At 42.6% G+C, this 23,209-nt stretch carries 18 protein-coding genes; 10 read left to right on the top strand and 8 right to left on the bottom strand.

Features of this window, described 5'->3' with window-relative positions:
* Positions 1-135 precede the first annotated feature (135 nt).
* Positions 136-1,395 carry an NADP-dependent isocitrate dehydrogenase gene (icd, locus tag PCRYO_RS01635; protein ID WP_011512684.1) on the bottom strand — a complete coding sequence of 420 codons (1,260 nt, stop codon included), beginning with the start codon at positions 1,393-1,395 and terminating at the stop codon, positions 136-138.
* Between the two features lie 216 nt (positions 1,396-1,611).
* Between icd and PCRYO_RS01630 the strand changes: the two genes are divergently transcribed.
* On the top strand, positions 1,612-2,238 hold the full coding sequence (locus PCRYO_RS01630) for an rRNA large subunit pseudouridine synthase E (RefSeq protein ID WP_011512683.1): 627 nt from the start codon (positions 1,612-1,614) through the stop codon (positions 2,236-2,238).
* A 186-nt stretch (positions 2,239-2,424) separates the two neighbouring features.
* On the top strand, positions 2,425-3,177 hold the full coding sequence (locus PCRYO_RS01625) for a CopM family metallochaperone (RefSeq protein ID WP_011512682.1): 753 nt from the start codon (positions 2,425-2,427) through the stop codon (positions 3,175-3,177).
* Positions 3,178-3,303: 126 nt separating this feature from the next.
* Here the strand turns inward: PCRYO_RS01625 and PCRYO_RS01620 are convergent, their stop codons facing one another.
* The gene (locus PCRYO_RS01620) at positions 3,304-5,250 is read right to left on the bottom strand and encodes a M61 family metallopeptidase (RefSeq protein WP_011512681.1); all 1,947 of its coding nucleotides are present in this window, start codon (positions 5,248-5,250) and stop codon (positions 3,304-3,306) included.
* 325 nt (positions 5,251-5,575) lie between these two features.
* On the opposite strand from PCRYO_RS01620, the gene PCRYO_RS01615 reads away from it, so the two are divergent.
* The gene (locus PCRYO_RS01615) at positions 5,576-6,061 is read left to right on the top strand and encodes an FKBP-type peptidyl-prolyl cis-trans isomerase (RefSeq protein WP_011279591.1); all 486 of its coding nucleotides are present in this window, start codon (positions 5,576-5,578) and stop codon (positions 6,059-6,061) included.
* A gap of 501 nt (positions 6,062-6,562) precedes the next feature.
* Here the strand turns inward: PCRYO_RS01615 and PCRYO_RS01610 are convergent.
* On the bottom strand, positions 6,563-8,773 hold the full coding sequence (locus tag PCRYO_RS01610; protein WP_041752936.1) for a carboxy terminal-processing peptidase: 2,211 nt from the start codon (positions 8,771-8,773) through the stop codon (positions 6,563-6,565).
* A 482-nt stretch (positions 8,774-9,255) separates the two neighbouring features.
* Here PCRYO_RS01610 and nagZ point away from each other — a divergent pair, with 482 nt between their 5' ends.
* Positions 9,256-10,338, top strand: coding sequence for a beta-N-acetylhexosaminidase (nagZ, locus tag PCRYO_RS01605; RefSeq protein ID WP_011512679.1), 1,083 nt, complete (start codon positions 9,256-9,258; stop codon positions 10,336-10,338).
* Positions 10,339-10,453: 115 nt separating this feature from the next.
* On the opposite strand, the gene PCRYO_RS01600 is transcribed toward nagZ, so the two are convergent.
* Positions 10,454-12,055 (bottom strand): OmpA family protein, encoded by a 1,602-nt coding sequence (locus PCRYO_RS01600; protein WP_011512678.1) that lies wholly within the window; start codon positions 12,053-12,055, stop codon positions 10,454-10,456.
* 433 nt (positions 12,056-12,488) lie between these two features.
* Positions 12,489-14,006, bottom strand: coding sequence for a hypothetical protein (locus tag PCRYO_RS01595; protein ID WP_011512677.1), 1,518 nt, complete (start codon positions 14,004-14,006; stop codon positions 12,489-12,491).
* Between the two features lie 320 nt (positions 14,007-14,326).
* On the opposite strand from PCRYO_RS01595, the gene PCRYO_RS01590 reads away from it, so the two are divergent.
* The 6 genes from PCRYO_RS01590 (at position 14,327) to PCRYO_RS01565 (ending at position 19,577) form a co-directional block, all read left to right on the top strand.
* Complete coding sequence (locus PCRYO_RS01590; RefSeq protein ID WP_041752934.1) at positions 14,327-14,935, top strand: rhomboid family intramembrane serine protease; 609 nt, start codon at positions 14,327-14,329, stop codon at positions 14,933-14,935.
* A 115-nt stretch (positions 14,936-15,050) separates the two neighbouring features.
* Positions 15,051-15,995, top strand: coding sequence for a metallophosphoesterase (locus tag PCRYO_RS01585; RefSeq protein ID WP_011512675.1), 945 nt, complete (start codon positions 15,051-15,053; stop codon positions 15,993-15,995).
* 130 nt (positions 15,996-16,125) lie between these two features.
* Positions 16,126-16,686, top strand: coding sequence for a 5-(carboxyamino)imidazole ribonucleotide mutase (gene purE / locus PCRYO_RS01580; protein ID WP_011512674.1), 561 nt, complete (start codon positions 16,126-16,128; stop codon positions 16,684-16,686).
* A gap of 241 nt (positions 16,687-16,927) precedes the next feature.
* The gene (locus PCRYO_RS01575; RefSeq protein WP_011512673.1) at positions 16,928-18,283 is read left to right on the top strand and encodes a 5-(carboxyamino)imidazole ribonucleotide synthase; all 1,356 of its coding nucleotides are present in this window, start codon (positions 16,928-16,930) and stop codon (positions 18,281-18,283) included.
* The gene (locus PCRYO_RS01570; protein WP_011279582.1) at positions 18,283-18,732 is read left to right on the top strand and encodes a YaiI/YqxD family protein; all 450 of its coding nucleotides are present in this window, start codon (positions 18,283-18,285) and stop codon (positions 18,730-18,732) included. Before PCRYO_RS01575 ends, PCRYO_RS01570 begins: the two co-directional genes overlap by 1 nt.
* 206 nt (positions 18,733-18,938) lie before the next feature.
* A complete protein-coding gene (locus tag PCRYO_RS01565; RefSeq protein WP_011512672.1) occupies positions 18,939-19,577 on the top strand; it encodes an NAD(P)H-binding protein in 639 nt (212 codons plus the stop codon).
* Between the two features lie 130 nt (positions 19,578-19,707).
* Here PCRYO_RS01565 and epmA read toward each other — a convergent pair whose 3' ends face one another.
* From epmA to PCRYO_RS01550, 3 genes are all read right to left on the bottom strand, one after another.
* The gene (epmA, locus tag PCRYO_RS01560) at positions 19,708-20,730 is read right to left on the bottom strand and encodes an EF-P lysine aminoacylase EpmA (RefSeq protein ID WP_011512671.1); all 1,023 of its coding nucleotides are present in this window, start codon (positions 20,728-20,730) and stop codon (positions 19,708-19,710) included.
* A 39-nt stretch (positions 20,731-20,769) separates the two neighbouring features.
* Entirely contained in the window at positions 20,770-21,930 is a 1,161-nt protein-coding gene (locus tag PCRYO_RS01555; RefSeq protein WP_011512670.1) for a 4-phosphoerythronate dehydrogenase, read from the bottom strand.
* 104 nt (positions 21,931-22,034) lie between these two features.
* Complete coding sequence (locus PCRYO_RS01550; RefSeq protein WP_011512669.1) at positions 22,035-23,174, bottom strand: AI-2E family transporter; 1,140 nt, start codon at positions 23,172-23,174, stop codon at positions 22,035-22,037.
* Positions 23,175-23,209: the final 35 nt, after the last annotated feature.

The following is a 23,209-nucleotide window of genomic DNA, read 5'->3' as shown; positions in this document are numbered from 1 at the left end:
TTTATAGAAGTGACATTAGCGTAAAAAAAACACCCCAAATATCTTAGATTTTGGGGTGTTTTTTTGTCTTTTATTAATGAGTGATTTTTATGTCAGAGACTATTTACAAGACATTGTGTAAAAGACATCATTTTCTTACGCATTCATATGTTTGATGATTGCTTTACCAAACTCAGAGGTACTCAGTAAGGTGGCATCCGGCATCAAGCGTTCAAAATCGTAGGTCACGGTCTTATTTTTGATAGCACCTTGGATACCTTCGATGACCAAGTCAGCGGCCTTTGTCCAGCCCATATCACGTAACATCATCTCAGCTGACAAAATAAGCGAACCCGGATTGACTTTGTTTTGTCCGGCGTACTTTGGAGCTGTACCATGGGTTGCCTCATATACGGCAATAGCAACTCCTTTATTAGCACCCGGAGCAATACCGATACCACCGACTTGCGCGGCTAACGCGTCAGAGATGTAGTCGCCGTTTAGGTTTAATGTCGCAATCACTGAGTAGTCAGCTGGACGCATCAGGATTTGCTGCAAAAACGCATCCGCAATCACATCTTTAATCACAATCTTATGACCCGTCTTAGGATTTGTTATCGTCATCCAAGGGCCACCATCTAGTAATTGAGCACCAAAGCACTCAGTAGCAACTTCATATCCCCACTCTTTAAAAGCGCCTTCAGTGAACTTCATAATATTGCCTTTATGCACAAGCGTCACATTGGGCAAGTCATTGTCGATGGCGTGCTGAATCGCTTTACAAATCAAACGCTGTGAGCCCTCTTTTGATACTGGCTTGATACCAATGCCACAATCTTCTGAAAAGCGAATCTGTGTCACGCCCATCTCTTCTTTTAAAAACTTAATGACTTTTTTGGCATCCTCACTGCCTGCTTTCCACTCGATACCGGCATAGATATCTTCTGAGTTTTCGCGGAAAATAATCATATCAGTCAACTCAGGATGTTGGACAGGACTTGGAACGCCTTCGAACCAACGTACAGGACGCTGACAAACGTACAAATCAAGCTCTTGTCGCATTGCCACGTTCAGCGAGCGCATACCACCGCCAACTGGCGTGGTCAGCGGACCTTTTATACTGATGACATAATCACACAACACATCAAGCGTCTCTTCTGGCATAAATTCGCCGTCATAAATTTTAGAGGCTTTTTCACCGCAATAGGTCTCCATCCAAACGATGGACTTTTTGCCTTTATAAGCTTTTTCAACTGCCGCATCAATCACTTCAATCATGACAGGTGTGATATCAACGCCGATGCCATCGCCTTCGATAAAGGGAATGATCGGATGATTTGGAATATTGAAGGATAAATCAGCATTTACGGTTATTTTTTCGCCGTTTATTGGTACGATAACCTTGTTATATGACATGAGGTGATACTCCTTGATATGTATTATGTGTTTTAAGCGTCCTTGGCATTCTGTTATGCTAGCTGTTTTATCATGGTGATGACAGCATTATAAATGTTTGTACAATACGATAAACTTAAGGTAAAACATGCCTCTACCTTTAGGCTTTACTCGTATATTAATTCTTATAGTATATGTCCTGCTATCCGCCATTTTATTTTTGGGAAACGCTATTTTATGTCCAGCTCTAGCCTGATTTTGTTTAATAAGCCTTACGGAGTACAAAGTCAATTCCGTGATGAAAGCAATAATGACCATACTACTCTATCAGAATATTTTACGGACAAGTCACTCCGTATCGCTGGTCGACTTGATGCTACCTCAGAGGGGCTACTGATTTTGACCAGTGATGGACGCATTAATAAAGCCATCACGCAGCCACCATCTGCAAAGGGTTTTGCGCAAAACAAACAAAAACAAGGTAAGACTTACTTGGTGCAAGTAGAAGGCATGGTCACTTCTGTCCAATTAAAGGCGCTGGCGTCAGGCGTGGTCTTGAAAGACGGTAAGACATTGCCTGCCTCTGCAGTATTGGTGGATGAAGTCGACTTGCCGATTACATTATGGGAGCGTGAGCCGCCTATTCGTGAGCGTAAAAATATCCCAACGTCATGGTTGATGCTGACTATTTATGAAGGCAAAAATCGCCAAGTGAGGCGTATGACTGCGCATGTAGGGCTGCCTTGCTTACGCTTGATACGCTGGTCAGTGGCAGGATTTGAGCTTGGAGAGTTGGGCGTTGGTGAGTTTGTACGCATTCATTTAAATAGTGAGCAATGCCGAAAACTTGGCGTCATAGGTTAGCTATAATAATACCTGAGTAAAGCTGTACTTAAGATAGCTTTTTTATTTAAGATCACTATATTACGACATCTTAAACATAGCGTCTCGAAAGAGTAAGATTTATCTGTTAACATTTAGCTATGTGCTCTATATGATTCATATGCTTTTTTGCTAAGCTTCTTGTTCAATTTATGGTAAGGATATGTCATGACTGCTTTTCATCGTTTTGCCTTGTTTGCTACTGGCGTGTCTGCTACGCTATTAATAAGTGCTTGCCAGCCAGCATCAGATGATGTTGAGGTGAATGCAGTGCAAGACGATGCACCGGTCGTAGCAGAGCAAGTTGACAACCATGAAGATATGGATGCTCACGATATGATGACTGCTGATACTACGCCAGATGAGATGCCAATGACGGACATATTTAAAGACTATACGAAGTCTATGACTGATATGCATAATGAGATGATGGTAGGTATGGCTTATAATGATCCTGATACAGCCTTTGCAAAAAGTATGCTTGGGCATCATCATGGTGCAGTAGATATGGCAAAGATTGAGCTTAAATACGGTACTGATGAGACGATGCGTAAGCTGGCAAAAGACATCATTGACTCACAGCAGCTTGAGATTGATATTATAAATAAATGGCTTGCTAGCCACCCTGATGCGCCCAAGCCGAAGCCCGATACCCAAGCAATGCAACAAGCTTATACGGTAGGCATGCAAGCCATGCATGACAACATGATGACTGGCATCGCAAACCCTGTGCCAGACATGGCATTTGCAAGTGGTATGCTGCCTCATCATCGCGGCGCGGTAGATATGGCAATGATACAGCTCCAATATGGTGCTGATAAAGAAATGCGTAAATTGGCACAAGACATCATTGATGCCCAGCAGCCTGAAATTATATGGTTACAAGAGTGGATTGCAAAAACCACAAAACCTAATGCTTAAATTTTAAGCGTATAACATAAAGCCCATACTAAGCATCATTGTTTAGTATGGGCTTTTTAATAGCTGCTAATTTTATAGTAGCCACTATCTTTGTAGAGCACTCAACTACGTGTGATAGCCAAATCACTATGACTGGGCACCCTTCATCACATCTAACCAAGCACTTTCTGTTTTTAATTCATTTATCTTATTTTCATCATCTGTATTAGCCTTTGCTAAACGCAAGCTAATACTATGTGGAAAGACTTTATCTAAACCATCACACTCATCTGTATCGATTTTCGGTACAACCTTAACCGTCATCAGCTCATCACGGCGAAACAAATGGCATTCAATGTCGTGTGATGCATCATTGAATAGCGCTAGTTGTTTGTTATCTGCTTTGATACCATCAATTGCGATAATAACATCATGTGCTGAGAGTCCAGCTTTTGCCGCGGCGCTCGCGCGCGCTACCTTACTGACCTTGAGTCCCATTGGCGTTTCAGTACATCTCATACCCCACGGTACATGTTTATCAGCGGTCTCTTTGGTATTACTATGTAACTGAATACCGTTAGCGGCTAACAACGGTTTCAGAGGCAACTCTTTAACACCATTAACATAGCAGCGCTCAAACTCTTCCCAATCCGCTACTGGCATAAACTGCCCAATGACAGTCCCCATATCGGCACTACTAATCCCGACGCGCTGATTGTCATTTTGCTTCGCTTGTTTATAAAAAGCTTTGACCACATCAAATAAACGATAATGTCCCGCGCTTTTTTCTAGTAGCGTTAAATCAAGACATAACGCCACTAAAGCTCCTTTATTGTAGTAACTGATACCCGCATTGCCAGTATTTTCATCGTTGCGATACAGCTTAATCCACGCATCAAAGCTCGATTCTGCCACACTTTGCTGTGCGCGACCCGGCGTTTGGTGATAGCGATTAATTTGTTCTGCCAATAACTTTAGATAGCTTGCCTTATCAATAACCCCTGAGGCTTGCAGCATAAAATCGTCGATATAGGAGGTAAAGCCTTCAAATACCCATAGCAAAGGTGTAAAAGCTTCGCAGCGTAAATCCACATCTAGCATCACATCGGGACGAACTGTCTTGACCCACCACGCATGAAAATACTCATGACTACACAAGCCTAAAAATCGTTGGTAATCGCTACTTGGTAGTGCTGGCTCATTGATACGAGGTAAATCACGGCGTGGGATAATCAAACTGGTCGAATTGATGTGCTCCAAGCCGCCATAATCTTGCCCACTAGCATAAGTCATAAAAGTATAATCATTAAATGGCGCGTCACCCAACCAATTGAGATACATCTGGCAGATCCGAGTTAGGTCTTGCTGCAATCGTCCCATATTGGCATTATGCTTACCTGCGAGGAAAAATTGATGGCTCAGCGTCTGATGCTGATTATCTTGAATGATAAAATCAAATTTCTCTTGTATCGCAATCTCAAACGGATAATCAATCAGTTCGTGATAGCTGTCCGCTTGCACACCATATAAATATTGCTGATCGCTTTGTAAATGTGTGGCTTTAAGTCCACACGCTAGTAATACTTGATCTTTATTTTTATCAATAAAAAAGGCTTCGGGTACCATCAAGCTAACTTGGATTGGTGATTGCTCTTGCCCAGCAACTGCCAATGCCAGTGAGGTAAAATTGCCGTACAAGCGCTGCTGATCGACATAAGCCGTGCGTACCGATAAATCATAACAATATACTTCGTAATATACACTTATCGTTTGCCCTGCTTTTGCATGTGGCAATTGCCATGTGTGCTTATCAGTTTTTTGCGCGCGATAACACTTAGGATTTTTATTATTCGCAATCTGGTTATCCGATAACTCTTTATCCAATATCTCGTAATGTACAGCGGTGATATTTCGAGCAAATTCACGCATCAAATAACTACCCGGTATCCATGCTGGTAGCCATAAGCTTGGCGCGTCTGTATCTGTTGTAAACCTAAGCGTGACATCAACCAGATGCTCTAAAAAACGCTCAAAGTCGAATTGGTAGTTAATATTAGATGGCTGATTATCGGCAGCATGAGAGAGTGAAGTCATATTTTTTTATCCTTATAATTATTGCTATGGTAGAAGTCATTGCTCAAAAACGCAACTGGCGAACCTAAAACCAGCAACGCAGTATTTGGTTAATATGCTAAAAACATGGATTATTCTGCTCAATTACACGATTAATTGGCATTTTTTGTTGTTTTAACCTTGAAAGTGATGGGAGTTATCGCAATTAAAGAGGCTAACTGCTAAAGTTACCCTAATAAACTGATGATAATTAACTGATGACGTGGCTATTTGGCTGGCTGATTGGCTTTTTTAGGTTTATTGCAACCGTATTTAATTTTTAATATCAACATATTTAGGATAATTTATGACTACTATCGCAAAAGACACTGCCGTCAAGTTCAACTACACGCTAAAAGACGACGAAGGTAATATCCTTGACCAATCTCCAGAAGGTCAACCACTTGCTTATTTGCATGGTCACAGTAATATCATCCCAGGTCTAGAGCAACAACTAGAAGGTAAATCTGCTGGCGAAAGAGTTAATGCTGTTGTTGAGCCTGCTGATGGTTACGGCGAATACCAAGAACAAGCGGTACAACATGTACCACGTGACAACTTCCAAGGCGTTGAAGATATCCAGCCTGGTATGCAGTTTCAGTCAGAAGCTGGTGGTCAAGTGATGCTAGTTACTGTGACTGCCGTCAGTGACAAAGAAGTGACTGTTGATGCAAACCATCCACTAGCTGGCAAGCGTTTGACTTTTGATGTTGAAATCCAAGAAGTACGTGCTGCTACTGAAGATGAACTAAACCACGGTCATGTACATGGCGCAGGTGGCGTTGAACACTAATCTCTTATAGATTATTGTGCTAGATGCATAAGCAATGAGTGATGAAGCCCATCCTTTGTTGCAAGGGGTCAGTAGATTTTTCTATTGACCCTTTTTTATGAGCAAATTCAAAGGTTTTTATTTGCACTTACTTGAAATTAAGACCTTTAAAATATCACGAAGCCCAGACGTAACAAAGCCGCATAATGACTAGCATTATGCGGCTTTTATTACCAACCATCCATGTTACTGTCATTCAATACTTAATCCCGAAGTATTTTATAACGGTCGGGCATCCAGCCCTATCATCCCTAATCAGCAAACTACCTATCCCTTATGCGACTTTCCAGATACCAATCCCTAGTACCTCTGAACCTTTCAGTTCAATCGTGCCGTAGATGTATAATCGCAGATTGACCCATACTAAGTAAGAGGTCTAAACGTCAATCCTTGTAAGCATATGCTTACGTGTATTTTTCGTAGAGTTTGGGCAGCTGAATAGATAATAGTTTACAATAATTTTTATAGCTTTTCTTCAGGACTGCTCAGCTTTGTTGGCTCAGCACTGAGCATAATATAAGCCGCTTCATTAATGAAAGCTTCATCTTCTAGTAGCTCTGGACGTTCAGCAGCCTTCATCTGACTGCGCTCTTCAAACTTTGCATCCATTGCCGCTTGATAAGTATTCCAGTTGGCATAAGGACGCTCACCAGTTGCAATCTGACGCTTGTTCTCAGCCTCTAGGGAGCGTTTTTCTATTAGCTGCATTTTGGCACGGCGTTTATTGATATCGAGCGCAACTGGTTTTTTCTCATCTTCCATATTACGGATATCATTGAGCGTTGATAAATAAACGAACTGCGGATTTTTTTGTTGGCGGATTTTCGACTGTTGGTTTAGCGTCGCCAAGGTATTCGACGTGAAGTTACCTTCAGGCTTATACGGTGCAGTCTTAATTGTATCCCAAGGCAGCGCCTTTTTCTGTGCGCGCTCGCCAAAGGTTGCATCGTCATAGATGTTGACCAATTCAATATCAGGGACCACGCCTTTATTCTGCGTACTACCACCGGTGATACGATAGAATTTACGCTGCGTTAATGTCGCAGAACCAAGCGCCAAGCTGTCTAATTGGATTTGCGCTGAGCCTTTACCTGTTGTAGTACTACCGACTATCAAGCCACGTCCATAGTCTTGGATAGCGGCAGCAAAAATCTCACTTGCTGACGCAGATGCAAGATTGGTCAAAACGACTACCTTACCATCATATAGCTGCTCACCACCGTCATCATCACGGTAGACTTGAATATTGCCACGATTATCACGAATCTGTACTAGCGGACCACTCTTAATAAAGAAGCCAAGCATCTTGGCAACTTCATCTAGTGAGCCACCTGGATTATTGCGCAAATCAACGACCAAGCCATCGATATTCTTTTTATTTAACTCTTTCAATGCTTTTTCGGTATCGATACTGACACTACGATAATCCTCACCATTACGGCGGGCTCGGTAGTTCAAATAAAAGCTTGGTATTTCAAGAACACCGATACGTTTCGGAGTTTTATCGATATTTGGACGCTGAACTTCAACAACACGCTGAGTGACGCCTGATTCTTCTTGTGCAATAATATCTCGAACCACGGTTACATTACGGGCGCTGGCATCAGGGGTATTAGGCTGACGAACTTTAATCGTCACCGATGTACCGCGCTTACCACGAATCAGACTGACGATTTCTCGCGTTGACCAACCAACCACATCGGTCATGGTCTCGCCGTCTTTGGCAATACCAATAATTAAATCGTTGGGCTTAATTTGACCGGATTTTGCTGCCGGACCGCCATCGACTAAGGTAACAATACGGGTATAGTCTGGGTTTTTGCGGTCAGGGCGGATAGATACCCCAATCCCTTCTAACTGTAGGCTAGATTGTATTTGCAGCTCATTGGCTTGAATTGGCGCGTAATAATTACTGTGAGGATCGTAGGTCAGCATCGCCGTGTTTAAGATGGTTTCCATAATCTCATCATCTTTGAGACGGGTAAACTGCTCTTGCTGACGAGACAATCGGTTTAGTAAAATCTCACTTGGCGTGCGCTCATCATTACGGACCAAATCTTGACCACGCGTGATATCTGGGTTGTCTAAAAAGACTTTTTCTTTTGCTTTTTCATCTTCCTTACCCAAAGTAATACTCATCAACTGAAACTTTAACTGACTTGCCCAATAGTCGCGCTGCTCTTTTTTGGTTTTAAAATGATTGAGTTTTTCACGGTCAAGGACAATGTTATCCTTGCTGGTCAAATTGATATCCGTTTTTAGCATCTTTTTTGCCATGGCAAAATACTCATTTGAGCGTTTACGATAGCGCTCAAATACTTCTACCCCAGTAGACAAATCACCACGCTTTAAACGCGCACCAAATTCATCGGCATACTTTTTCTTAAACTCATCAACATCAGATTGCAAAAACAACGTATGGTTTGGATCGAGACTATCGATATACATAGACAAAATCTCGCTACCAGTCGCTGTATCCAGTGGCTGATTAAGATAATGACTGCGATCCAGCAATGCCGCTACTTGGCGCGTGGTAACCTGTTGCTCAGGCGTCTGTTTAAAACCTTCGGTATTGGTATCAGCTACTGCAGTGCCGTAGCTCTGGGTAAGAATTAAACCTGCGATGCCCACTGACGCTGCACTGAGTAACCACTGTGCTGGTTGTTTTTTCATCATATCTACCTAATTATTTTAAGTGAAAAGTATGCTCTGTTTTTAGCAAAATCAAAAAATATCTATAAATGGCTGTCCATAAAAGCTAGCTATTTTTACTCTCTTATATTTAACACTAAACCATGCGTTACGCTAGCACTAAAAGCTTATATCTGCATAAGGATTATGTTGGGTTTATCGTTAAAAAACCAATCAATACTAGCATGGGCATGAATATAGCTCTGTCTCAAACTGTATAAACAATCTTACACGCTGCGCGCGCTCATACCAAGTTTCCTACTACATAAACCAAACGTATCCATTTAACGAATATCGGTCAATGTATTAAAATGTCTTCCAATGGATTCCCGTGATACATTATGCTGGACTCGTAATTACTGTCATAATAAGCCCCTGATAGCGATGAATAATAGATGTCATTTCTCATGATTTTTTAGTTTACCGTAGCATATAACAATATATAACCTCATAAGGATCACGCAATGTATGGCGTTTTAATGATTGATATCGATAGTACCGCGCTGACGGCTGAAGATGTCAGCTTAATTAGACAAGCACAAGTTGGTGGGGTCATATTATTCGCCAGAAACGTCACCGATGCCGCCCAAGTGCGCGCGCTGTGTGACGATATACGTTGTCACAATGCTGACATTCTGATTGGGGTCGATCAAGAAGGCGGACGCGTTGCCAGATTGCGTAACGGTTTTACGCCACTGCCAGCAATGGGAAGACTTGGTGAATTATTTAACCAAGACCCCAATCGCGCTCTAGACTGTGCATATGATTGTGGTTATTTGATGGCATCAGAAGTATTAGCAGCGGGCATTGATTTAAGCTTTGCACCGGTGCTCGATAGAGATGGTATCAGCCAAGTTATCGGTGATCGCAGCTTCCACCATGAGCCGCAAGCTATCACTGCTTTGGCAGCACAATTTATGCGCGGTATGAAAGCCGCTGGGATGGCAACGACGGGCAAGCATTTCCCTGGTCACGGTGCAATAGCCCCCGACTCGCATGTTGCTGAAGCCATCGATGATCGTAGCTTAGATGAGATTATGAACAGTGATATGCAGCCATTTGCGCAAACGTTGCCTTGGCTTGATGCTTTGATGCCAGCACATGTGATTTTTTCGCAAGTAGATAATAAACCAGCGGGTTTTTCTAAGATTTGGCTCAAAGACATTATTCGTGAGCAGCTAAATTTTGACGGGGTATTGTTTTCTGATGACTTGTCTATGGCAGGGGCAAAAGCTGCGGGTGATGTCAGTGCGCGCGTCAAAGCAGCGATCGAAGCTGGCTGCGATATTGCTTTGGTTTGTAATGATCGCGTCGCGGCTCATGAAGCAGCAAAAGCGGCGCAAGAGCTGCCCTATCCCAATCAAAAACGCATCAAAACCATGTGTGGACAGATACCCGCTTGGCAAGGCGACCTTGAATCGACTTGTCAGCAGTTTGACTATTGGCAACAAGCAAAAGAAAATATCTCGCAGACGTTCTTTCCTACTGCATTAGACTCTAAGGCATCCGCTAATCTTGAGCTAAGAGACCCAACAAGTTACATCTAATAAGTGGCAATCAAGTTAATTTAATATAGAAGAATATACAGAACAAAAACCGCACCTTGATTAAGATGCGGTTTTTCTAATTTATAGTTTAATTCAATGTATCTTAACGCTTCGCTTAATTGGTTGCAGCTGGATCCAATGCTGTACCACGGCTAGCATCATCAGCATCTGGCATTAAATCATCGTTGTCGCTGTCTAATGGATTTAGGTCTGGATCAAGCGCATCACTATTAATCGCTAAGCCATCATTGGCCGTAGCCGTTTCGTCATAGACCACAAACTCGATACGGCGGTTACGGAAACGACCTTGGTCTGTCGTATTGTCCGCTATAGGATCGGTCTCACCCATACCTTTGGTCATAAGCTTGCTGGGATCAACACCTTGCGCGACCAAATACGCCTTCATAGCCTGCGCACGCTCTTCTGATAGCTTTAGATTATAAGCAGCATCTGCTGTTTTGTCAGTGTGACCAATAATCATCAGTGTCATATTGGGCACTTGCTCCATTAGCTTCACAGCGCGATCTAATAGCGCTTTATTGGCGTCAGGAATCACCGCTTTATCTACTTCGAAATTGACCACTTGTAGACTTAAGGCGCGCGCGACATCACGAGGATCGGGGTTCTGACCCAAGTTATCCATTGCCGCCTCAGACGCTGTTAAGCTATCAGCAATCTCAGTTTGCTCATTCAGTGGACCTTCAGCAATAACTGTCATCGCTGGCGCAGCAGCTTGTAAATCAGATACCAATTTGGTTAAAGCGGCAGTATCAGCAGCATTGACCGTAATCGTATCGCCTTTGACCAACATACTGGCATTTGGGACATTTTTAAAAATAGGTAAAATAGTGGCAAGCTGCGCAGTCGCTGGCATATCAATGGAGAAATTATCATCGACATCTGCACGGCAATTATTGGCGGCATCACCAAACACGCCAGTCAGCGCAGTCATGACATTGCTCTGTAGCGTGTCATTACCCACATCCATACGACATGCATATAGCTCACTATCTTCACCAGTAGCAATACGCAAGGATGCTGGTGTAATATCACCTGCAACTGCCTGCCCATCACTATCCGCGGCTTGTTGCTCTGTCACAACAGGCTTGCCGACCGGCTCAGGCTTATCTTGACAGCCTCTTAATAGCGCCCAAGCTAAAGCCCCTAAAATAATCAATCCAATAATAGGTAACAGCGCCTTCATAAAGCTGCCATCTTTTTCTGCTTCGCGCTGTAGCGGCGCGGTGCTCACAGTATCTGATATATGTGTACCAGTAGAAACAGGAGCAGCAGCAATCACGCCAACAGGCAATACAGCCGTTGCCCATACGGGAATATGACGCTGATAACTGTCAATATTTTCGTTTAAAAATTGCGGTACTGGCGTCGTGCCCGCCAAACTTTTGATTTCATGATAAGCAAGCGGTGCTGCCATGGCAATTAAGCCACGAGCAGCCGTAACATCGACGTTATGCTTACCAGCAAGCTCGCGAGCGATTTGATCGCGATGTGCGTCTTCTGTCCATACACGATCATAAAAACCTTGATCATCACGAGCAATCGTTTCATTGGCAAAACGGTCATGGGTCTGATTGTTTGCTAGACGCGCCGCAAAAATAGCATAGAACTGTTCAAGTAAATTTTTCTTGGCGGGATTGTGATCGTCTCCAAGTACCGCTGGACTGACTGTCCGTGTCAAATGACTGATAATATCCATAGCATCCTTCCTCAATTCATCATTATTTTATGTGACTTGTTTTATATCGTTTACGCGCTCAAAAAAAAGCGCGTTATGTCAGTGCTAATCTATAACAGTAGTAATCTAAAATTTAATCGTCTGAAATAACACCTAGCCACGCTATAAAGTGGGCAATGACCAGATTCAGCTTTCGTCATTATAAAAGTATTAAGAAGGCGTTCACAATCAACGCGCTGTTGTGCAAATGCTACAATAAGTAATATTTCAGTTGTTACTCGTAACTATGATGCCTATAAAGTAAAAATTGCGAATCTATATTCAGCTCAACATTAAATTGCAATATTAAAACAGTGCCAATCAAATATTGCCTAAAAAACTGCTTATTAGTAGAAACAAAAAAGTGCCTTATAGAATATAAGACACTTTTATAGTCTTTAAAAATGTTAGTGACTTATCTTCTGACTTGAGCAGGTTCAACCACAATAACATTGTTTGCCATGTCATCAACTTCAGATAAAGAGATAGAGCCATTTGAACCTGAAGGCACGCTATTAAAATTATTAGTATTATTATTTCTGACAGGCGCTGGCATCACACTATCGTTGGTCTCATCGTCTGGTGCTTGATATTCCACATTATTAGCGCTGTTGTTAGCATTGTTATTGGCAGGCGCATTCTCAAATTGATTATTAAAATTATTAGTCGCCATACCTTGTTGCTCCACGATACCATTATTCATATCATTAGGGTTGCTAGGTAGTGGTAGTGGCGCAGTACTCTCAATCATCATCGATGGTAGCAATGTACGCATATCTGTCATTAAGCGCTGTAGCTGCATAGCATCTGGCGCCTCTACCGTGATGCGATCATTCTGTAATTGTAAGCGCGCAAACGGCGCTGCTCTCAATAATGTAAGCACATTAGGTAATATCTCTATTGGCATATTGGCAACGCTGCTTGCAACGCCTTCTTTGACAGTTAACTGACACATCCCTGCCTGCTCACCAAAGCTGGTATTGAGCGCCTGTTGTAATAGGCTTTGTAGCGCGACATCGCCCACTGACCCACTACAAGTATAAAGACTGCCATTGTTATCCACCCCAACTATGAGCTCAATTGGCGTTACCACTTGTACTGGCGGTTCAATCACAGGCGACACGACAACTGGCGTTGTCACCGCAGCTTCTACTGGCGGCGTGTCATTTGGCTTGACTAATAATGCCCACACAAGTCCAATAGCGGTCACTGCCCCTAGTAATACAAATGTCCATAGCAACATATCATTGCGTTGATTACGGGTACGTGTTTTTTCTCGGCGTAGGCTGCTATTTTCTGCCAAATGATGCTCTGCTGGACTGACATGAATCGAATCAGTGCTGAGACGCTCATCTAAAGTTGGTATCGGCGATTCTGCTGTGAAACTCGGTGAAGCGATAATATCGACAGCGGCGGGCTTGTAGTTATTTAAAGCAATAGCTGGTATCACAGTCCCTGCCAATACTCTCTGGCTCTGAAACAGCTCATCATCAGTATGCTGCGGTGCGCCAATGATAGGTGCGGACCATATCGGCAAATAAGGGCGCAATGAGGCTTGTTCACCTTGCAAAAAGGCTGGCAAAAATTGTCCATTAGCCAGTATTTTTAACTCTTGATAGGCCAGTGGCGCGGCATTTATCAGCAGCTGCATCGTCGTAAACTCATCAATATGATGGGTCGATGCCAGCTCTTGAATCATCAACCGACGTAAGCTTGCGGTTTGCCAAAGTTGCTCAAATAACGGTGGTTGTGCGACATTGCCATTGGTAACGATGGCATCGTCACGCAATAACTGTGAGTAGATATGTGGCAATGCCAAACGCGATGCCAAAATCGCATAAAATTGTTCCAATAAGCTGACATGGGAGACGCTACCATTGTTACCCAATATAGCTGGGGTCACCGTTTGCTCTAGTTGATCGATGATACTCATAAGTTACTGCCTCTGTCAGCGTTAATGTTACATATATAGTCAATATATTTTGATTGGTCATAGCATCAGTCGTTACTGTCAGTATACGAAGCATTACTCACTGTCACTCGTACGATGTTATATTATTCAATATAAACAAGCATTAAAGCACAATTTTGTCCCATATTGGTTTTTGCATGATAATCGCTGCTACTATTATTAAGATGAATACGTAACTGTTTATTATTCATATTTGGATGACAATAACCAACACAACCTATGTTATAAGTATTGCCTTACTTATCACTGCTATCTATCAGACTCAACCTAAGGACTATCCTTTGTTTAACCAGACGACGCTTATCATTATTATTACGGTTATTGTCAGTCTATTGGCGTGGCAAAACAAAGCAGTGTTTAATCGACTGATTTTTTATCCCCCAGCAGTGAACAATGGTCAATGGGATCGCTTTGTGACTCATGGATTTATCCATGCTGACAGCATGCACTTGCTCTTTAATATGTTCACTTTATACTTTTTTGGTCGTGCTATTGAGGGCTTATACCAAAAGTTTTTGTTCGGTTATGGCTTTCTGCTTTTCTATGTACTGGCTATTATTGTTGCGATGATTCCAAGTTATATTAAGCACAAGCAAAGTGCCAGCTATTTAAGCCTTGGCGCATCAGGCGGTGTCTCTGCTGTATTGTTTGCGTTTATATTGCTTGCTCCTTGGGAAAAAATCTATCTGTTTGCGATCATTCCTATTCCCGCTATCTTATTTGCAGTGGCCTATGTCGCTTACAGTATCTATTCTGATAAACGCGGCGGCTCAAACATCAATCATATGGCCCATATGTGGGGCGGCGCATTTGGGGTGATAGCCACCATCATTTTAGAGCCACAAGTCCTGCCGCATTTTCTAAATGCGCTGTTGTCGCCGGGGTTTTAAAAATACATGACTGAAAATAACAGTAACGAACCAAGAAAAAAACGAATAACAGTGAGTATTATTTTCACAAAACCACTTTTTACGCCCTTTTATATTTAAGATTTGAAACTTTATTATGATTATAGATGTTATCGGCGATATTCACGGCTATGCAGACAAGCTGGTTGGATTGTTACAGCAACTGGGTTATGTGCATAATGGTCAGTACTTTGTACCGCCATTTGGTCATCGTGCGCTATTTATTGGGGATTTGATTGATCGCGGCTCACAGCAGGTAGCGACGTTAGAAATCGTTTTTGCTATGCTCGATGCCGATGTCGCTGATGCGGTGATGGGCAATCATGAATATAATGCTCTCGCCTTTGCCACCCTCGATCCTGATAATAGCAGTCAATATCTGCGCTCACATAATAAGATACATACCCGCCAGCATGAGGCGTTTTTAGCAGAAGTACCCTTTGGTTCAGAGACACATCAATATTGGCTACGACGCTTGTGTGAGATTCCTTTGTGGCTTGAAACCGACTATGCCTGCTTTGTACATGCTTGTTGGGATTTCGATAGTATGGAAATATTGCAGCCGTTATTGACAGAGAATAATTGCCTGACAACCCATGGGCTTATTGCCACTTCTAGAGAAGGTACTGTAGAATTTGATGCATTAGAGCGCGTATTAAAAGGCGTTGAAACGCCGCTGCCTAAAGGCTTAGTGATGGTCGATAAAGAAGGCGCCAAGCGCACGCGCGTACGAGTACGCTGGTGGCTTGATAAGTTGAATACACGCAGTCTTTATGAAGTAGCGCGTGCACCTTTATCGGCATTGGCACAAATTCCTAAAGATGTATTGGCTGAAAATATTGATTTCACTCTGAAAACTCACAAACCTGTCTTTGTCGGACATTATTGGCTAACGGGCGAGCCTGAACCGCTTAGTCCGCAAGTTGTCTGTACCGATTATTCGGCAGCCGTCGATAGCGGTTATCTGACCTGTTATCAGCTCGATAGTGAGCAGCCTTTACCGTTGAAGACCAGTCGTTTTATCCAATATCATCATGATTAAGAGGCTCGCATACTTGGCTATCTTTGAGATGTATGATGTTTTATACGCGTGATTTGGCATTAAAGCACAAACTTGGCTTTACGAATACAGCAAAATTTTTGTATGATGGTCTTTTTGAGGATATCAAAGCATGAGCATTATCTCAGCGACGATTAACGCTACTGATCAGAACGCACCTATCACCTCCCCTGTTGGTCAACCAAAAGTTGGCATTATCATGGGTTCGCAGTCTGATTGGGCAACCATGAGCGCAGCAGCACAATTGCTTGCAGACTTTGATATCGCCTTTGAATGTGAAGTGGTTTCAGCACATCGTACGCCTGACAGATTATTCGATTATGCTAAAAGCGCAAAAGGCAACGGCTTGCAAGTGATTATCGCTGGCGCTGGCGGAGCAGCTCATCTGCCCGGTATGTGTGCCAGTCAAACGCCGCTACCTGTCTTTGGTGTCCCTGTAAAATCCTCTATGCTGAGTGGTTGGGACAGCTTACTATCTATCGTTCAGATGCCCAAAGGCGTTGCAGTTGGCACATTAGCTATTGGATCCGCTGGCGCTTATAATGCTGCGCTGCTTGCTATTCAAGTGCTTGCCTTGCATGATGAGTCGATTGCTACTAAACTTGACCATCTGCGTAATACCCAAACCAATACTATCCTTGCCAGTCCAACACCCGGTATTATCAATCCTTAGTATTTAGCTTAAGTGAATGGTAAATAATTATTATATTTACCATTTTTATCGTTAATTTTAAATATAAGCGGGTTTACTTGATATTTATTTTTAGATAAGTTTTACTAAATACAAGGTGCATACAATGCACCTTTTCCTATTTTAACTCGTTAGACTTTTATAGCCTTTATAGCCATATGCATTTATATTTTTATATATTGAAGCATTTAACCCCTTGTTTATTTGAATCAAAGAGCCTGCCATGACCATAGCGAACGCTTACCCTGTTACTCAAACTATCCGCACCATTGGTATTTTAGGCGGTGGTCAGCTTGGCATGATGCTGGCACAAGCGGCTATGCCATTGGGCTATCACTGTGTGTTTTTGGAAGACAGCGCTGACTGTCCGGCCAGTCTATATGGGCGCGTTTTTAGCAGCGAGCAATTAGATGCTTTTATTGAAGCAGCTGACGTCTTCACTTTGGAGTTTGAAAATACCCCAACTGCTACCGTTCAGCAACTAGCAAATCTATCAAAATCTGGCAGCAAACAAGGCATGTTTCCGCCAACGATTGCCCTAGATATTGCGCAAGATCGCTTAAAAGAAAAGCAGATGTTTAATACGCTTGATATCGCAACCGTACCTTTCGTGTCTGTTAGTTCAGAGGCGGAATTACAGCAAGCTTGTCATAAGCTTGGATTACCTATCGTACTTAAAACCAGTCGCGGCGGTTATGATGGCAAAGGTCAGTTTGTGATCAGACAAGACAGTGATATCAAAGCCGCTTGGCAAGAGCTAAAGGATGCAGTTACGGGTACAGGCTCACTGACGCAAACGCCAGCGCCATTGATTGCTGAAGGTTTTATTCACTTTAGTCGGGAGCTTTCTATCATCGCCGCACGAGGTCAAAACGGTCAGGTACGCTGTTATGATTTGGTCGAAAACCATCATCATCAGGGTATCTTGGCCAAAACCCAAGCACCAGCTATTGGTACCAGTCATTTATTCAAACAAGCAACTGATGCTATTACCAACGTCATGAATCATTTGGGCTATGTTGGGGTTATGGCGCTTGAGCTATTTGTGACCAAAGACGCTCGCGGCAATGATACTCTACTTGCCAACGAGATAGCGCCACGCGTGCACAATTCTGGTCATTGGAGTATTGAAGGTGCTGTCACCAGCCAATTTGAGAATCATATTCGTGCCGTAGTCAATCTGCCACTAGGCGATACTGACAATGTCTATCCAGCAATTATGATTAATGTCTTGGGGCAATATCCTGATATCAGCGAAGTGCTCAATATCGACGGCGTGCATTATCACAGCTATCATAAAGCGGAGCGCGATGACCGTAAAATTGCCCATATTACCTTGATGCCCAATGATGTAGCTGACTTAGAGCCTGCATTGGCAAAGCTGGTCGCCGTACTGCCTAATAAAGTTGGTCTTGATAAAAAGGTAACGTCTATCAATAACCCGATAACAGCGGAAGATGATCTAATTACTGCTAAAGTAAAGGCTGACGCTGAAAATAGAGAAAGCTTAGCAAATGATGATAATGAGCAACAAAATTTTGAGTCAACCAACTCTAAAGCAGAGAAGGCTAAGAAATAATGCAGATTTGGGTAGATGCAGATTCAGTGCCTTTGATTGCCAAAGACTTGATTATTAAGACCGCTGAGCGTACACAAACGATGGCGATATTTGTCGCCAATCAGCCAATCAAACTGCGTAAATCGCCTCTACTGGTGATGACTGTCGTGCCCTCTGGCTTTGATAAAGCCGATGATTATATCGTTGAGCAGATTCAGCCGGGTGATTTGGCGATTACCAGTGACATCCCTTTGGCCAATGACATTTTGGACAAAGGTGGCATGGTACTGACAACACGCGGTGTGGTCTATGACAAAAACAATATTAAGCAAAAGCTCAATATGCGTGATTTTATGGACACCATGCGTGGTACTGGCGTGCTTGAGCTGCAAGAGATGAGCGGACAAAAACCTTATGGCGATCGTGATAAAAAAGCCTTTGCCGATGGGCTAAACAAATTGGTACGCTAATCTTTTATAAATAACGTTCTCTCTATTATTTCAAAACCACTATACGCGCTTTGCTTCCTTGCAAACCGTATACACTCTATAACCAAACACTATGCAATCGGCACGCTTCATAACGAAGCGTGCCGATTTTTCTTGTTACGCTATATTCAACGTTTAAGACAATACGTTTTAAAATTACGATAAAGCAGATAACAACAGGAATGATTATGAAAATTTTAGTAATTGGCGCAAGTGGTCGAGTGGGTACTGATTTGGTTAAGCAACTATTAGCAGATAACCACCAAGTGATCGGTACCACCCGTCAGGAAGAAAGATTGTTTAATGACGATAATTATAGCCAATTAGATTTGGATATCACTGCAAACAAGGATGCAATTCAACAGCAAATTGAGCAAGATATCGATGCCGTATATTTCGTCGCCGGTTCTGGCGGCAAAGACGTCTTAGAAGTAGATTTACATGGGGCGGTCAAAACCATGCAAGCCGCAGATGACAAAGGCATTAAGCGCTATATCATGCTAAGTACTGTCTTTTCATTAGACACCAGTAAATGGGACAGTTTAGCTATTGAAAATTTAAAAGAATACTATATCTGCAAGCATTATGCTGATCAGTGGTTAATCCATAATAGCAGTCTGGATTACACCATCGTACAAGCAGGAGCGTTAAAAGAGCGAGCCGCTACTGGAAAAATTACCATCAATGATGATAATTCTGGTGAGAACTCAATCGAAGATGTCGCAACTACGCTAGCGGCTGTACTTAATGCAGACAATAGCATTAACACCGTATTTAGTATGCATAATGGTGAGACAAACATTGCTGAGGCTATTGCAAAATTATAATGGCGCCCCGTACTAGTTAGTTCTAAATAAAAGGACAGACAAAAAAGCGAGTAAGTCAAAAGGCTTACTCGCTTTTTTCTAATAGTCTTGTTAAATAAGTGGCGACTATGTTGAATCTATCAAAGAGCGACTAAGCCGAACCACTAGGAAATGAGATAACTTCTTCTAAGCTCGTTGCATCTGTCAATACCATCAGCAGCCTATCTAAACCGACAGCAATCCCGCTACAAGGTATCAAATCATCAGACGCTGCTATTAAGTGCTCATCAATAGGCATTTGTGGCAAGTTATGACGCCCTCTCAATTTGTTGTCCTGTTCAAACCGTTCCCTTAACGCCTGCCCGTCTGCTAACTCATCATAAGCGTTGGCAATCTCGATTCCTTTGATATACAGCTCAAAACGTTTGGCGACTTTATTCCCCTCTTTATCAATAGCGGTTTTTGCTAAAGCAGCTGTTGCAGGCGGATATTCAATAATCAATGTCGGCAAATCGTGACCCAAATTTGGCTCAACAGCATGGCTAAATAGTAAATCCAGCCAGCTTTGACGACGGTCTTGTTCGCTATCGCAGCTCTCTGCACTATTAAAATCAAATCCTATCAGATCTTTGTCTTCTGCCACGGCTTGTAATGCTGCTAGACTGGCGGTCAGCGGGTGAATACCAACAAAATCCATAAAAGCATCAACGTAGCGATAATGACTCATGATTATCGGATGACCATAGACCATCTCTAATAATTCACCAAGCTCTGCTGCCAGACCATCCAGACTATAATTTGGCTGATACCATTCAAGCATGGTGAATTCGATATTGTGGCGCGCCCCGATCTCATTATCTCGAAAGACCGGACAGATTTGATAAATGGGCACCTGCCAGCTGGCAAGCAAACGCTTCATGGCAAACTCAGGTGACGTATGCAGATAATAAGTACAAGGTTTGTCTTGATACGTGACCTGTGCGGCTACGGATTGCAAAAAGGTATCGGTATTGCCTGCTTGCGATAATAGCGGCGTCTGCACTTCTAATACTTGACGCATAGCAAAAAACTGACGAATGACACTCATTAATTTTGCACGCTGCTGCGCCATTGCAAAGGTCATCGTTGGGGCATAGCTTAGATTAGATAAAGGCTGACTATTGGCTTTACTCATGACTGGTGACAGTGCCTCATAAATCGTAAAAACAGATAATTAAATAGTCACACTGATTGTTTGTGCTTGCCATTCACGGCGCAGATGGTAATCACGGCGTAACTGATCAAAATCTGAACCTTTAACTTTACCGTTGGTTATTTTATTTCTTAATGCCGCATCGTCTTTTTTAATGTCATAAAACTTTTGCAATCTGTCTGGATGTTCTTTTAGCTCAAACCATAGATAAGTATTGAGTGGTAGTAACTGATGCATCGATAATACAGGTAGTACTGCCAATTTTTCACATAAGGCATCATAAATAATTTGCGTGCCACGCAGCTTACCTTCTAAGGTATAACCAGCAATATGCGGAGTGGCAATAGCAAGCTTTGATAGCAAACTCTCAGAAATCTGCGGCTCATGTTCAAACACATCCAATACCACTTGGCGTTCAGTCGCATCGATATCGGCTTCGAGGGCAGCGGCATCAATCACAGGTCCGCGCGCACTATTAATCAGCATAGTATGCGGCGACATCAGTGTCAAAGTTTCTGCATTAATTAAATGACGCGTTGGATAATCGCTGACATTATTGCTAATGCTGTTGCTAACTGCATCTTGCGCATCCGTATCTTTTTTATCCGTTAAAGGAACATGTAAACTTACTATGTCGCTTTGGCTCAATACCTGCTCAAGACTAGCGTTATTGATATCGGATGTGGCTAATAAAGGGTCATAACCCAATATTTTCCAGCCTAAATCATTGGCATACTGAGCTAGCGTACTACCGATATTACCAAGTCCGATGATGCCCACTGTTAATGGCTTCGTGGATTGCTGCCAATACTGTGGGCGTAAAGTTAATATAGCAGTCACTACGTATTGTGCGACTGAATGCTTGCTACAGCCAGCGGCATTGGCAAAGGTAATATTGCGTTCTGCCAAATATTCTTGATCGACATGGTCAGTACCAATGGTCGCAGAACCAACGAATTTGACGCTATTATTATCACTTAATAGTGATTCATTTATTGAAGTGACAGAGCGTATCAACAAAACGTCAGGCTGCACATCTGCCATTAATTGTGCATTGATATCACGACCAGCAACACGTATGACCTGCACCTGTTGCTCAGTATTTTGACCCAGCGCTACAGGATTAAAGAACTCATCAAGGCTTGCGATATTACTATCAGCCACAATAGTGAGATTTTTCATCGTATCTACCTTGTTTTTCATCGTATTCGCTACCGTCTCATTGAATATAGATAATCTTATATATGACTTGAAGCGCTTTAGATGATTCTTTACTATAAAAGCGCTTATAAAAGTGTGTCTTGGCTCGGCTGATCCACTTTAATCAAACTTTTACCTTGATCCAGCTCTTCTTGTTGGGCAAACAGATCATTTTTATGCTGTGATATCCATTCACGCCATACCGCAAGTCCGATTGCTAGTACCACAGGACCAATAAATAAACCCACAAAACCAAAAGCCGTCAGACCGCCCAACACCCCAATAAAGATAATAATAAAAGGAATTTTGGTCGCACCGCTAATAACAATCGGACGTATAAGGTTATCAACCCAGCTAATCACTAAAATACCCCACAGTGCTAAGCCGATACCTTCAACCGTATGCCCTTGGCTCAATAACCAAAGTGAGACACCGCCCCAAACAAATGGCGTACCAAATGGAATGAGAGCAATGATAAACGTTACAATCGTCATTAAAATAGGACTCGGTGCACTGGCAAAATAATAGCCGATACCAGCAAGCAATGCCTGTGCTAATGCTGTCAGACCGATACCGTAAACCACCGCACGCGTGGTAGTACCGACAGAGTCAATATAACCGTCGATACGATTACCGATAATATTACGCAGCGCTTGTCGAATTTGGCGAACCAAACTGGTGCCATCGCGATAAAAGAAGAACAACGTCATAAGCGCCATACCAAGTTTGGCAAGACTGCTGAACACGACGTCAAAGGCAATTTTTCCGTAGTACAGATGTGACTGTACCCAAAGACGAAACGCCTCTAGCGTCCCTTCAGGGTTTTTATTGATGCGCCAAAGCACATCTTTGACCTGCTGTCCTATTATCGGCAAATCTTTGACAGAATCAGGCACGTCCAGATAACCCACTTTAATACGATAGACCAAATTACTGATCAGGCTTAACGCTTCTTGCTGTAAGATAAAAATACCGGCTACCAAGGGCACGCCTATCATCAAAGTAATACTGACGGTCATAATCGCTGCACTAAAATTTGAGCTAAATCTGACTCTTTGATGAAAAAAGTTATAAATAGGAAAAGTCACATACGCCAAAATCGCTGCCCACAGTGCCGGTACAATAAAAAACTGCACCACTTGAAAACACAGCACAAACAGCACGACCAATAAGGTGATTGCCAGCAAACGCTGAATAATAAATTCTTTTGTCCAGTTTTCAATCATAGCGTGCAAACCAAGGGTGACCAGCAGAAACCTAA

Origin of the sequence: Psychrobacter cryohalolentis K5, assembly GCF_000013905.1 — a bacterium.
In the GTDB taxonomy this organism is placed as follows: domain Bacteria; phylum Pseudomonadota; class Gammaproteobacteria; order Pseudomonadales; family Moraxellaceae; genus Psychrobacter; species Psychrobacter cryohalolentis.
This window is presented reverse-complemented; position numbering and strand designations above follow the sequence as displayed.

Coding starts and splice junctions, on each gene's coding strand:
- PCRYO_RS01630 (WP_011512683.1), top strand. CDS start 1,612: ATGTCCAGCTCTAGCCTGATTTTGTTTAATAAGCCTTACGGAGTACAA.
- PCRYO_RS01565 (WP_011512672.1), top strand. CDS start 18,939: ATGAAAATTTTAGTAATTGGCGCAAGTGGTCGAGTGGGTACTGATTTG.
- icd (WP_011512684.1), bottom strand. CDS start 1,395: ATGTCATATAACAAGGTTATCGTACCAATAAACGGCGAAAAAATAACC.
- epmA (WP_011512671.1), bottom strand. CDS start 20,730: ATGAGTAAAGCCAATAGTCAGCCTTTATCTAATCTAAGCTATGCCCCA.
- nagZ (WP_011512679.1), top strand. CDS start 9,256: ATGTATGGCGTTTTAATGATTGATATCGATAGTACCGCGCTGACGGCT.
- PCRYO_RS01610 (WP_041752936.1), bottom strand. CDS start 8,773: ATGAAAAAACAACCAGCACAGTGGTTACTCAGTGCAGCGTCAGTGGGC.
- PCRYO_RS01595 (WP_011512677.1), bottom strand. CDS start 14,006: ATGAGTATCATCGATCAACTAGAGCAAACGGTGACCCCAGCTATATTG.
- PCRYO_RS01625 (WP_011512682.1), top strand. CDS start 2,425: ATGACTGCTTTTCATCGTTTTGCCTTGTTTGCTACTGGCGTGTCTGCT.
- PCRYO_RS01615 (WP_011279591.1), top strand. CDS start 5,576: ATGACTACTATCGCAAAAGACACTGCCGTCAAGTTCAACTACACGCTA.
- PCRYO_RS01570 (WP_011279582.1), top strand. CDS start 18,283: ATGCAGATTTGGGTAGATGCAGATTCAGTGCCTTTGATTGCCAAAGAC.
- PCRYO_RS01550 (WP_011512669.1), bottom strand. CDS start 23,174: ATGATTGAAAACTGGACAAAAGAATTTATTATTCAGCGTTTGCTGGCA.
- PCRYO_RS01585 (WP_011512675.1), top strand. CDS start 15,051: ATGATTATAGATGTTATCGGCGATATTCACGGCTATGCAGACAAGCTG.
- PCRYO_RS01620 (WP_011512681.1), bottom strand. CDS start 5,250: ATGACTTCACTCTCTCATGCTGCCGATAATCAGCCATCTAATATTAAC.
- PCRYO_RS01575 (WP_011512673.1), top strand. CDS start 16,928: ATGACCATAGCGAACGCTTACCCTGTTACTCAAACTATCCGCACCATT.
- purE (WP_011512674.1), top strand. CDS start 16,126: ATGAGCATTATCTCAGCGACGATTAACGCTACTGATCAGAACGCACCT.
- PCRYO_RS01555 (WP_011512670.1), bottom strand. CDS start 21,930: ATGAAAAATCTCACTATTGTGGCTGATAGTAATATCGCAAGCCTTGAT.
- PCRYO_RS01600 (WP_011512678.1), bottom strand. CDS start 12,055: ATGGATATTATCAGTCATTTGACACGGACAGTCAGTCCAGCGGTACTT.